General features: G+C 43.8%; 9 protein-coding genes. All 9 read right to left on the reverse strand.

Annotated features, from left to right (window positions below):
• Positions 1–191: 191 nt before the first annotated feature.
• The 9 genes from GJS45_RS20600 to GJS45_RS20640 all read right to left on the reverse strand — a co-directional run bounded on the left by GJS45_RS20600 (position 192) and on the right by GJS45_RS20640 (position 12,402).
• Complete coding sequence (locus tag GJS45_RS20600) at positions 192–749, reverse strand: glycosyl-4,4'-diaponeurosporenoate acyltransferase CrtO family protein (RefSeq protein ID WP_162343770.1); 558 nt, start codon at positions 747–749, stop codon at positions 192–194.
• A gap of 136 nt (positions 750–885) precedes the next feature.
• The gene (locus GJS45_RS20605) at positions 886–3,870 is read right to left on the reverse strand and encodes a DEAD/DEAH box helicase (RefSeq protein ID WP_162343771.1); all 2,985 of its coding nucleotides are present in this window, start codon (positions 3,868–3,870) and stop codon (positions 886–888) included.
• 848 nt (positions 3,871–4,718) lie between these two features.
• Positions 4,719–5,126: a hypothetical protein gene (locus GJS45_RS20610; protein WP_162343772.1), complete on the reverse strand. Its 408-nt coding sequence runs from the start codon at positions 5,124–5,126 to the stop codon at positions 4,719–4,721.
• A gap of 1,093 nt (positions 5,127–6,219) precedes the next feature.
• Complete coding sequence (locus tag GJS45_RS20615; protein ID WP_162343773.1) at positions 6,220–6,474, reverse strand: hypothetical protein; 255 nt, start codon at positions 6,472–6,474, stop codon at positions 6,220–6,222.
• 263 nt (positions 6,475–6,737) lie between these two features.
• Positions 6,738–8,069 carry an ATP-binding protein gene (locus tag GJS45_RS20620; RefSeq protein ID WP_162343774.1) on the reverse strand — a complete coding sequence of 444 codons (1,332 nt, stop codon included), beginning with the start codon at positions 8,067–8,069 and terminating at the stop codon, positions 6,738–6,740.
• A gap of 484 nt (positions 8,070–8,553) precedes the next feature.
• Entirely contained in the window at positions 8,554–9,426 is an 873-nt protein-coding gene (locus tag GJS45_RS20625; protein WP_162343775.1) for an SMP-30/gluconolactonase/LRE family protein, read from the reverse strand.
• 244 nt (positions 9,427–9,670) lie between these two features.
• Positions 9,671–10,564: a sugar phosphate isomerase/epimerase family protein gene (locus GJS45_RS20630; protein WP_162343776.1), complete on the reverse strand. Its 894-nt coding sequence runs from the start codon at positions 10,562–10,564 to the stop codon at positions 9,671–9,673.
• 18 nt (positions 10,565–10,582) lie between these two features.
• Positions 10,583–11,374: an SDR family NAD(P)-dependent oxidoreductase gene (locus GJS45_RS20635; RefSeq protein WP_162343777.1), complete on the reverse strand. Its 792-nt coding sequence runs from the start codon at positions 11,372–11,374 to the stop codon at positions 10,583–10,585.
• Positions 11,375–11,376: 2 nt separating this feature from the next.
• Complete coding sequence (locus tag GJS45_RS20640) at positions 11,377–12,402, reverse strand: zinc-binding dehydrogenase (RefSeq protein ID WP_162343778.1); 1,026 nt, start codon at positions 12,400–12,402, stop codon at positions 11,377–11,379.
• Positions 12,403–12,413: the final 11 nt, after the last annotated feature.

Below are 12,413 nucleotides of genomic sequence, written 5' to 3' on the forward strand. Positions count from 1 at the left end.
AAGCCCTAAATGAGGAAAAAATCTCTATTCCCTACAGCTGAAGCAGTAGGCAATTTATTAAAAGAATCCTGGTTTCAAGCGATGAATCTTCAAAAAAATGAGGCGTTAGACTATTCCTCAAATTGGTTATTATCCAATAGGAATCGGGCTTTAGTCCATTCTTTTACATAGGTCCATAGGTTCCAATCGATTTACCCACCTAGTATTTTCTGAATCCGGATGCGATGCACCCGTTGCAACAAAATCGGATAGCCATTTCCGATTATATTTAGCAAGGTGGTGAGAAAGAAAATGAAAGTATATCCCCGGAACAATAACATAACCGATGCAACACCAAGCAAAATAAAGGCCCCCAAATGGCCGAATTCGGATTGCCTGGTCTGGAAATCCAGGTTAGCAATCCCTGTTTTGGTGCCATCGAAATATTTCTTTCGCTGCTTCTCCTTACCCCAGAAGCCAATAAGCAGCATCCGTTTAAAATACTCCCCTCCCAACCCTTCATAAGTCGCTTTTAACCGCTCGGGTTCGCGAATTCGGTAATATGCGTCAGGAAGCAGCGTACTTGTCGGAAAAGCAAATCCCGGAAACGCAAAAACACCCGTTAGAAATAGGGCTAACAAAAAAGAAATCAAAACTGATTCAATAAAAGACAAATCCGAGAGGTTATGGCGAAGTAGCCCATTCACCATTTCATAAGACCTAAAGGCCAGAAAGAATGCGAGCAATAGAAAACCGATTTTCTTCAGCATCTGAATACGTATAGAAACGAAAAGAACGACATTTTTTTGAAAAAATCATCCATAAACAGGAAACTATTTAAATCAATTTAAAAAAAAATTGAAGATGAAACAGCGTCGGACGAAGAGGTAGATTTAAACTAACATATTAGCCATCAAACAATGCTTTTTGATAAACACCTCCTTTGATTTTATTCATTAATTCCCGTATAAATTCATAATGTTTCACATAATGATTGGGTACAATTATTCTGTCGATATTTTTTGAATGCAGTAGTTGCATTTTAATCTTATCTGACTCAATTCGCTTTTTATTTTTAAAATGCTCTATACCATTTATTTCAAATACCACTTTTGGCATCCTACCCTGAAAAATGACGCCGTCAAATTCCTTTTTGTTTACATCCGGATTGTTTAATTCTCCCGGAAAAACATCGATTACCTTTACATTTCTTTCAAAACGGGTGCCTTGAATGGTGCAATAATGGCTCATTGTTTTATAAAATTCGTCTTCAAATTTGGAATCATTCGAAAATCCGATGGTAAACTTGTTTGCAGCGCTTTTTTGGATCTGGGTAGTACCATTTTTCTGAACATAATCAATCAGCGCGTACAAATCGTCATCTTTTCTGGATAACCTATCTATTGCCTTTTTATCGGCTACCACAACCAAGTTATGCTGTGCCCTGGTAACGCCAACATTGATTAACTGGCTGTTGTTTTTTATCCAGTCGTAGGTTCTGGGGCTTGTGTTGCTGGATATGGAAGTAGATATGATGATAGTTTTATTCTCTTGCCCCTGGATTTTGTGAATTGTACCGCAACTCACAGAAGAATCAATTTCGGCATTTGCTTTTGCCTTATTCAGGTAATGATTCAAAACTTCTTGCTGATTTCGAAAGGGGGTGATGATAAACGTATCCGTTAACTTATTTTCGGCGATGTATTTGACTATTTCCTGTGCTTCTTCAATGCACGCATTTCTATCCTTTTGGTTTACATTATTCACATCTATCAGCTTCACCTCACCTTTTATTGTAGTCTTCGAAAGGTTTAATCTGTTCTCATAAAACCGCATGTTAGAATAATTGATAATTTTCCTTCCACAGCGATAATGGTAGCTTAGCAAAATGTCTCTGGAAATATTATCTATCCTTTTATAAATGGACAGAATAGAATTATTATAGTAATCGTAGGTATTATCTACACCAAACTGGCTCATCAGGTGTCGATTTCTGCTTTCTTCAAAAACAACAATCGGCTTTAGCTGGTTTGTATCGCCAATCAGAACCATGTTTTTGCATTTTGAAATCGGGATCAGGCTGGTGGCTATATCGCACTGCCCGGCTTCATCCATTACCAGTAAATTAAATTTATATTTCCGTCCCAACTTACGACTGGATATATTGGTTGTAAGGATAATGGGGAATATTTTTGTGAGCTTCTCTAGGTTTTCGTCATCGGCAATCCATTTATTAAATTCCTTTACCTGTTTTTCGGATTCCTCAATAGCCAGTATTTCTATCAGTGGAGTAAAATCCTTGCTATTCAAACGCTTTACATAGCGCAAGGATTCGAAGTAGAAAAACTGCAACAGCTGTTGGTTATCTTTTATCACTTCAAATAAATTGTCCAGATCATCATTGTTGGTTTCTGGGATTTGGCTTAGTTTTTCTTCAATGGCCTGTTTTTCCTTTTCCAGTAAATGATTTTTTCCTTTTGACAACAAACTGCTAACGAAAGACAGGTTTTGTGTCTGTTCCATGCTGGTTTCATAATTCTTAATCTTCTCCAGCAATTTTCTGTTTTTCTCTTTCGACTTTTCTTTGATATTAAACAAGAGTTTTTCCTTAGGCACATCTTTTGTTTCAAAGGCAACCCTTTCTCTAATTAAATCCAGTGCCTGGGCGACGCATTTGTTGTTCCCAAGCCTGAGTACAGGAAGCAGGATTTCCTTGTTCCGGTACCTGCCAATGTATAGTTTATCCTTAATTCCATCAATAGGTACATTGTTGTTTGACGAAATCAATAGCGTTTTGCCATTGGTGAGGCAATTCACAATAATATTCAATATGGTTTGCGTTTTGCCGGTTCCGGGTGGTCCTTGCACATAGGTGATGGGGTATTTCAACGCATTGTAAATGGTTTGAATCTGATCAATATTAATATTCCGGTCATACAGCGCAATATGCGGTTCGGTTCGGTTTTGCCTGTCCAGCAATGATAGGTTTTGAAAAAATGCCTTTAAGGGAACCTCCATTTCTTTTTGCTCATAGGCAGCGTGTATGTTATCGTAAATTCCAGCTATATCTATCTGTGCATATCCCAAAACAACTACCTCCGGCCTGGTATTTGGCATTTCGCCGGTTTTAAAATTGGCCCGCAATAGGGCTAACGCTTCGGACCTATCCCTTAGGTACATCGCTTCATAATCTTCCGGACTCAAATCGGTGTAGTAGGATAAGGAATGCTTTACATCCTTGATATAAAAGTTGGGATTGAATTGTGTTTTGCTACCTACATGCAGGGTTTTGTCGACGGGATCTAGCTCGAGTTTGCGGTAGGCAATTACAAATTTACCTTTTGAATATAAATCAATCGAAAATTCACTTATCGCCAGCTCGTAGTTAAAATACTTGTTGTAATCATTATGATAGATATCTTTTATGATCTGTTTTTGCTGTTCGTCGGATAACGGATACGGATTTTTCTTCGCCAATTCTGTTAAGTCCACCCCCGGAATTAAATGGGCTTTGTAAAGAAAGGGGTCCTTATTGGCTTTGTAACATTCCAGGTAGTAGTTTAATATACTATTGTCATACCGGTCAAATTCAAAAACCTGTAAACTTTCATCCTCTTCCAGCTTTCTAATCAGCTTTTCCGATACCTCATAGTGTGAAAATTTCAGGATTTCAGCAGTCTGAATGCTGGAAATAAAAATTTTGGCATCTCTGATGGGGTCATCTTTGGTAACATTAAACATGTTTACCCACAGTTCACCCTTTGCATTGATATCTAGAATGCTTATCCAAAAAGGAGTAATCTCCCCGCTCCTATTTTGGTAGGTAATACTCAGGTATCTCCCTTCGCGTATGGCTTTACCAATAAGTGTGGTGATTTTTTTGTCGATCATTTTGGGTGCTCTTATTCTACATCTGCCCCTAAAACTAGTTCAGCAAATGTAATTTTAAAAATAGCAACGTTTTCAATTTCTATCTCCTGAAACCTTTCGAACCGCGCTAACTTTCGTCTTAAAAAATGAATGCAGCTATTGGTGTCTAAAAGGTACTTCATTCGGAACCAGTATCTCATGCTTTTCAACTCGTGCTTCTAATTTCTTTGGAATCGTTGTTGTCTTCCCATGCTATAAAAAGTGATTTCAAGGCCCTCTCCCCTTCCTTTATTTCGAGAGATGCGGTCAATTTTTCCAATGGCTTGTTATTTTAACGTGAGGCTTGCCATGCTTTTTGCTTCAATTTACGAAATTAATAGGTCGATGGTCAACTGTTTCAAAAATTAAATTCTTAATCAAACAAAAACCAATGTCCTATCGAAGGGAGATTTTACCTGTTGGCCTGATCCCATCAGCCGCCTTGGTCCTCTTAGAAACCCCAACATAAATAGAAATGCTCCGTTAGCCCAGTTCATAGAATAGAATCTCAAACCATCGCCTAAATGGATCAAATGGTGAAATTTGGGTTGGAAAGGTTCAAAGATAAAAGATTTGGCTAAAGCCAATGATGGGGTAAAAATTCAATGATGCCTACAGCTGAAGCAGTAGGCAATTGATTATCAGGACTCGGGTTTTAAATAAACGTTTCCTCTATAGGAATGCGGCTTTAGCCCATTCTTAAAATTGGAATAGAAATACCCCTGGCTTTAGCCAAAATGAATACCTCAAGCAGCTGGCCACAAATCAACATCCGGTGCCAACAAGGAATACGGCACTAAGGGCAACCATCCCCTTTTAAAATTCCTAAATCAACTAAAAATAACCGCAAACAAGAACGTTACCGCAATGGTAATCAACGTCGCAATAGCACCTATTCCAGCCGCTTTCCAGGCAGAATAAAATGCCCCATTCGATGCCTTATGATCTTTTAGTCGTTCCCCTTGAATGCTCTCAACGATTAGGTAGATGATCACTGTATAAATTAATGGAATGAGGGCACTAGGTATGCTATCAATCGCCTCTTCCGGAATCAAGAAAATGCCGGCAAAAAGTACTATGCTGGCTATTACTCCTATAACAAGCGATTTTTTGGCATGATCAGGTTGTTCGAAGGTCTCATAATTTTTCTTAACCAAATATCCGGCAGCAAGCGGTCCCCCTACGAAAGTGGCAATCGCTATGGCTCTTGTTGAGTAAATTTTTTTTGGTTCTTCCATTTTATGTATAACTCCTTTAAGGTATTGATTTGGTTTATCGTGCCGGTTTCCTAACATTAGCGGGGCCAAGCCTATATCCAAGAAAAAAGGCAAGAATCCCCATCCCACTCCGCTTGCACACCCCTCTTGGTTTTGCTTTCCCACCAGAAATTAATAATACTAACTTTTTCTTAAATGACCATCGAACGGAGCCTTTATCTGTAGCCATAACAGCCTGCCGATCAACTTTTCCTGTTTCTGTGCCCCAATTGCTACCGAAAACATCTCAAACCCCTGCTGCGTGATACTTGCCAAAGGACATGCATTCCTGTTTGGTCAAAAGGACACCCTATTGATAACTGGCTATAAAGATCTACGGATAAATGATTTTTGGAAAGCCCACAATTACCTGGCAACAGCCTACTTTTCAAGTCCCGGTAGGAATCGTTTTAGCTCCGGAGGGTACTTCGGAAGTACCCTACCCCACTTGTTAAGTACTCCCCCCGGCTTCTGAAGTGGGAGGGGGTACATCAAACTGACAACGTTGGCGTTCGGAACTCGAACGCTGCGGTTCGGAACCCGGCGGTTGAAGCGAAAATGCTCCCATTTTTGCATAAAAACCGAAGCGTTCCGGTTAAATCACAAATTTTTTGCCATTTTGGCCGGTATTTTCCGGTCCGGAACTCGACAAGGGGTACTTCCGAAGTGGGGGGGAGTACTTCCGAACTCGGCCTGTCAGGTTTTTAGATGCAAGCTTGCAGTTCGGAACCGGGTGCTTGCGGAATTTTAGTGAAATCTTGCGCCATTTTGGCAGATCGTTAAGGCTAAAAGCCACGAACTTGCGGTTTAAAGCCGAATCGTTTCGGATCGGAACCGCTCGTTTGAAGCTTGGAAGTGTAGCCATGAGGCTAAGCGCCTCCCCTTTCCGGCTTCGAGATTGTCTATTAGGGTATTGGATGGGCATTTGGAACGGAGTTTATCCATGAATGGAAAAAATAAACGGATGCAGGATGACATCCATTCCTTGCGCCCACTAATTGATCAACCTTACTGAGTTAAAATCCTTGGTTTAGTATTGGTAGAATTCATTCACATCAGGCCCCAATGCTACTAGTTAAAATGGTAAATCTTCTATTTCATTATCTGATGAATCGGTTTTTTGTTTAGTTGATTCACCGGAATTATTAATAAAATCTTTTTCATAGCTTATTTCCCAATATTCTCCATTTATTAAACGATCAATATCAGATGCATTCTCCTTAAAGAAATCTTCTTCTGGTATGCCATCTATGAGATAAATTCTCCGAAATTTCATTTTACCACCAACAAAGTAGGATTCCTTTATGTAATCACGTCCATTTTTAACCATATGAATTTTCCTTTTTTTCTTAAATCTATCTTAATTCTAATTTGTTGCACAATCATTCTTTCAACGTGGCAACGGGATTCAGCTTGGAGACGGCGGGCATTCGGAGCCGTTCTCTTCCAGCCTACTCCTAACTTTTTAAAGATACTGGATTTTCTATTTACTCTGAACCGCCCGGTGGATCCAAGGTGATGTTATCGCTTCGGTGTTTTTCTCTGTTCATTTACTTCTCTTATTTGATTTGCCCTATGAGCCAATTGAGCCAATTATGAGCCAATCAAAACATAGGTTGTTCCTGCTCCAACTTCTCCACTTCTGCCCAATACCTTGAATTTTTCAACAAGTTCAGTAAGGTCTCTCGTAGCAGTTGCTTTTGAAACATCATTTAAAGTCTGATAATCACTGTTATTTATTTTCCCGTTGTCTTTTACGAAAAGCACAGCTTTTATTTGTCGTTCATTAAGTCCAAGGTCTTTAAGTTGATTGTAGTTAAAAATGTCCTTTCTAAACTCAACCCAAAAACCCGAACTTTTAAAAAAGAACAAGGGCGCAGGAAGTCCAAAATTAAAGCACTGCTCTGTCATTTTCGAAATACCCCGACCCCAAGATTCAATGTATCCGCTACGAAAAAGTGCATTTGCAATATCTGGGTTGAATGGCTTTGATGAGTGTTTGTCTAAAAGTGTTTCAATTGTCCAATTTTCAGGTAGTTGTCCTTCGTTCCAAATCATTAACTTGTCATTATAAACACTGATTTGAATTGGAACACCACCCGAATAGTCTTTATGGGCAACAGCATTTAGTAATGCTTCCCTGATTGCTTCTTTTGGATACTCGTATGTTTCCACACGATTCAACCCTTCATAGCTTATCAAAGCCTTGATGTATTTTGTGAAAAGCAACTCTGTGGTCTTTTCAATTTGTTCAAAAAGATTACCGTGGATTTCATCCTGAAATCTCAAATCACTGTCACTTTCAAAAAATCCAATTTTTATGTAAGCCCCTGTTACATATTTTTCAGGATTTGTATAAAAAAGCAGGATAGAGGCACGCTTAAGAAATTTTCCTTCCTTGAGTTGAAGATTCTCAATAAGATGCTCGTTGCTGTCAGCTAAATTTTCTTCATCGATTCTTTGGCTTCTGAAAGCTCGTTTTCGAAAAAAATCAAATGTTTCTTGCTTAAGATCATTAGTTGAAACATTCGGAACAGGAACTCCATCCCATCTTTTTCCTTTTTTCTGAAGGAGAAATTTGTCAAGTGCTGCCCCCTTTAATTCCTGTTTGGTACTTCCGCTTCTATAATGATATTGTCCTTTGTAATTGACTGGATAAGGATATTGCTCAACAAGAATTTCAATAAATCTCCCTACGTCGGTTTGGTGCAGATTAACATCAACCAAAATCCCTAAAGTATCTCTGACCTTGTTTGGGATTTCTTCCATTAGATTTTTAGCATCTTTCAAGTCGACTACTTTTCCTGTGTCGTCTTTACCGATAAAAATAATACCACCATAAGCATTGGCAAAACCACAAATCCATTTCAGGTATTCGTCTCTCCAGGTTACTTTGAGCTCAATTTTTTGCGATTCTGATGTCACTACAGATAGTTAATAATTTATAAGTTATAAATTTACTCTTTTTCCTAATGTCATTTTGATATTCGGGTTTTCTACACTGAGCGATAACTCATATTATATACCAAACAAAAATCAGGCTTATCCAACCATTTACGACTGGATACCCCTCATTAGTCTGTTTTTTTGTCAGGGTTTATTTTTTCGACTATTGCTATGTCCGATAGGGAAGTAAGCCATTTAACCCGAAGTTTCGTCAGCCTTTGAAAATACATCGAGCTTCCATGGAAAAGTTGTCCTACAGCCGTTTCCAAATCCTACCACACACACGAACAATATAGTAGTTTTATTTAAGAATGGCTTGGAATACCGTCCAAAAAATCCAGCCAACCGAATAAAAATAACCTGGGTACAAGAAAAAAATACGCCAGAACAAAACCAGCCGCTCCCTCCTTCCCGAAAAACGTCCCGGGGGAAGAACCGATCATTCACTACCTCCCTCTTGTGATCAAAAGGCCGGTCCGTAGACCTTTGCTCCATTTACCGGAACCTTACCGATAAAAACACTTCCGCTTTGTGGGTACCGCTGTATCTTTTCGGCGGAGAGGTTTTCGCGGGCGGTGGTGATAAGTAGTTCGTCGTTGTCTGGTCCTGAGAAGGCGCAGGAGGTGACGTGAGGGGCGGGAACGTCGACTTTGTCCAGTTGCAGGCCGGTATTGGGGTCCCAGCAGTACACGCCAAATCCTCCGTAATGGGCCACCCAGAGCTTGCCGTTTTGATCCATGCACATGCCATCCGGCGTGCCCAGTTCCTCCGGTATGGTCACGGCTACCCGGTTAAAACTGATAAAGCCCTTCTCCAGATCGAAGTCAAAGGCTTGTATCTTTCGGGTGGGGCTGTCAATATAGTATAGGGTGCGCTCGTCCAGGGACCAGCAGATGCCGTTGGAGATGCTAACCAAATCGATGACCTTCTTTGGAGCCAGCTCCTTATCCACCAGGTACAGCGAACCTACATTCTTGGTGAATTTGGAGCTCATGGTGCCGGCCCATAGCCTGCCTTTGCTATCACAGGCACCGTCGTTCCAGCGGTTGTCCGGCTTATCTTGCTCCACTTCGCATAACCAGTCAAGCTGCTCCGAATCCGGGTCAAATTTGGCCAGTTTCCGGTCCAGCGCCAGCAGGTATTGGCCGTTTCCGTCGGGAATGACCATGGTCAAGCGATGGGGAAAGCTCCATTTTTCGGGGCTGGTATCTCCCCTTTTCAGGCGGTACAGGTTTCCGTTTTCGATATCCACCCAGAGGTACCGGCCTTCCGTCGGCTCCCAAACGGGGCTTTCGGCCAGTACACAGCGGGAATCAAAGAGTAGTGTTGCTTTCATCTGTTTATCGTTTTTGTTCAGCACTCATAACTTTTCCGGCACCTAAGGTTGAGGAAGCCTGTACCAAACTTGATTTGGAATAAGCTTAAAGGAAGCTATATACGGCTCCCCTTGACAAGTAAGGGTTTCACGCGGCGAGCGCTGCGGATTCGCGGCGAGCGCGGCGTGAAAGCATCCTTTATTATTCAAGGCCCTCATTTTTCCCAATTTACCTCAAACTTGCGGTCGACTGGGAGGCACAAAATCAGGCTTGTTCGGGCCAGTAGGTGGCGAGCTTTTTCTTTAGAAATGCCACGCTTCTTTCCAATTGATCCATGCCGTCCACGCCGTCCTCGATGCTGACCCAGCCGTCGAATCCCACACGCTTCAGTTCGGTAAAGATGGCATCGTAGTCGTTCAGTCCTTTGCCAATCTCCCCATGACTCAATCGTTTGGCATAGCCCACGGCCCCGCCTTCTTCTTTTTTCAGGTCGTCGATGGTGCCGTATTTCAGGAAACGGTCGCTGGCATGCATGGTGACCACCCGATCCGACACCCGATGGAGCAGTTCCAGGGGATCCTCGCCGGCCAGAAAGGTATTGCTGGGATCGTAATTGACCCCAAAATGGGAATGCTGTATGCTGTCTACCAGTTGGCAGAATACCTCCATTTTCTGGGCAAATTCCGGATAGGTCCAGAAATCGTCCTTGTAATGGTTTTCCAGAATCAGGGTAATTCCCCGCTCTTCGGCATAGGGAATACAACTCATGATGGCATCGGCCGCCAGTTTTACGCCCTCATCCAGGCTTAGTTCGGGTCGTTTTTGCCCGGAAAGTACCCGGCAATAACTACCGCCCAGGGCATGGGTCATGTCGATCCAGTGTTTTTGTTTGGCAATTTCCTTTTCCCGAAAGGCGGCATCCGGATGGGTAAAATCCGGGGAACAGCACATCATGGGAATTACTTTTCCGGTATCTTCCACCCGGGCCTTGAATTCGGGCCAGCGGGAGCGGTCCTCCATTTCCAGAAAACCCGCGTACCACTCCAGACCGTCTATGTCCAGGGTACTGGCGAGCTGGATCCATTCTTCCAGTTTCATGGTTCCGTCCTTGCACAGGGCTTGCATGTAGGCTTTGGGAAATGCGGCTAATTTTGGCATAATCTATTGGTTGAAAAATTAATGAATGGTACTTGCATCTTTGGGGGCATTGCGGCCAATCAGGGGGTACTGTTCCAGTTCCATCACCTGTCCGCTCACGGGTCCGCACTCGTCGGAGAGCCAGAAGATAGCGGCGGCGGCAATTTCTTCCGGAGCAATGATTCGCCCGGCCGGGGCGTACATTTTGGGAAGGTCTTCGTACCAGGTATCCGAAAGGCCGTGTTCCTTTTTCCGTTGCTTTTCGGTCTCCGTAAGCACCCAACCTGGGTTGATCTGATTGACGCGGACACTCTTATCCCGAAAAAGGCTGTCGCCCAGGTTTCGGGTCATGGTCATCAGCGCGCCTTTGGACATGCTGTAGGCCAATAGGTTGGGTTCGCCGCTCCAGGCATTGACGGAACCGATGTTCAATACATTGCCCTTGTTGGCGGATAATTCCGGCAAGGCGGCTTTGATCAGCAAAAGCGGGGCGATGGAATTAATGGCCAGCACTTTCTCCAGAAAGGCCCGGTCCACGCGTTCCAAATCGGAGGACACCACCCAGGCAGCATTGTTGACTACAGCATCCAATTTTCCAAAACGCTCTTTGGCCAGGGCCACCAGGCGCTCCGCGCAGCCTTCTTCTTGCAGGTCTTCCACATGCAAAACGGCCTGCTCCGCTCCTATTTGTTGCATTACCGCTTCTCCCCAATCCTTTTCCAACCCGTGTAGCACCACCTTGGCGCCTTCGGCTGCACAGCGAAGGGCGATGGCCTTGCCGATGCCCGTGGTGCTGCCGGTGACGATGATTACTTTTCCTTTTAGTCGCATGATCAGACGGGTTTGAGTACGCTTTTTACCACTTCTCCATGATGCATTTTCTCAAAGGCTTCCAGCCAGGAGGTAACAGGCCATACGCCTCCGATAATGGGTTTGACATCCAGCATGCCGGAACCCATCATGCCGATAACTTTTTCCCAGATGGGCCAGTTGTGGCTGAAACTACCCTGAAGGCGGACGTTTTTCTGAACGATCGGATCCAGGGAAAAATTACAGGGCTGCGGTCCCCAGCCCACTTTGGTAATTTGCCCGTTGGGGCGCACCAGGTCCATGGCGATTTTCAGGGTGGCGCTTGCTCCTGCCGCATCCACAATCAGGTCGGCACCCAGGCCGTCCCGGGATTTGGCCCAGTCGGTAGCGTCTCCGATAATGCCTTCGCAGCCGTAGCCTTTGGCAATTTCCAACCGGCCCTTATCTGCTTCCAGCCCCAGAACGGCCACCTCAGCGCCGTTTAAGCGGGCCATGACGGCGCAAAGCATGCCAATAGTGCCCGGTCCGATGACGACCACCCGGTCGCCAGGCCGGATATTGGAGTTCATTACCACGGAGTTGTAGGCCACGCAACAAGGCTCGGTCAGGCAGGCTTCCTCAAAAGGCACCTGCTCCGGAACCCGGTGCAGGCAGCGGGCCGGAACCTTAACAAAGCGGGTCATGGCCCCATTCACCCCGTAGCCAAAGCCTTTTCGGGTGGGGTCCAGGTTGTACAGCCCGACGCGGCTCATGGGATTCAGAGGGTCGATCACGGCGGCAGTTTCACTCACCACCCGGTCCCCGGTCTTCCATCCCTCCACCCGCGGCCCGATCTCCAGGATCTTACCGCCAAACTCGTGTCCCAGTACCACCGGGTAGTTCACCGGCCAACTGTGATCCGAGGTCCATTGGTGCAGGTCACTGCCACAAACACCCACGTTGGCCACTTCCAACAATACTTCGTCCTCTCCTATTTCGGGTTGTTCGATTTCACGAACTTCTACAGAGCCTTTGGCTTCTGCATAGTTTACTACTGCTGCTGATTTCATGTACCTGTTGT

The organism is Cyclobacterium salsum (assembly GCF_010119245.1).
Classification (GTDB): Bacteria; Bacteroidota; Bacteroidia; order Cytophagales; family Cyclobacteriaceae; genus Cyclobacterium; species Cyclobacterium salsum.

What these genes read in the sequence shown, in the direction of transcription:
- GJS45_RS20605 (WP_162343771.1), bottom strand. Translation starts at nt 3,870, where the DNA reads ATGATCGACAAAAAAATCACCACACTTATTGGTAAAGCCATACGCGAA.
- GJS45_RS20625 (WP_162343775.1), bottom strand. Translation starts at nt 9,426, where the DNA reads ATGAAAGCAACACTACTCTTTGATTCCCGCTGTGTACTGGCCGAAAGC.
- GJS45_RS20600 (WP_162343770.1), bottom strand. Translation starts at nt 749, where the DNA reads ATGCTGAAGAAAATCGGTTTTCTATTGCTCGCATTCTTTCTGGCCTTT.
- GJS45_RS20610 (WP_162343772.1), bottom strand. Translation starts at nt 5,126, where the DNA reads ATGGAAGAACCAAAAAAAATTTACTCAACAAGAGCCATAGCGATTGCC.
- GJS45_RS20630 (WP_162343776.1), bottom strand. Translation starts at nt 10,564, where the DNA reads ATGCCAAAATTAGCCGCATTTCCCAAAGCCTACATGCAAGCCCTGTGC.
- GJS45_RS20640 (WP_162343778.1), bottom strand. Translation starts at nt 12,402, where the DNA reads ATGAAATCAGCAGCAGTAGTAAACTATGCAGAAGCCAAAGGCTCTGTA.
- GJS45_RS20635 (WP_162343777.1), bottom strand. Translation starts at nt 11,374, where the DNA reads ATGCGACTAAAAGGAAAAGTAATCATCGTCACCGGCAGCACCACGGGC.
- GJS45_RS20615 (WP_162343773.1), bottom strand. Translation starts at nt 6,474, where the DNA reads ATGGTTAAAAATGGACGTGATTACATAAAGGAATCCTACTTTGTTGGT.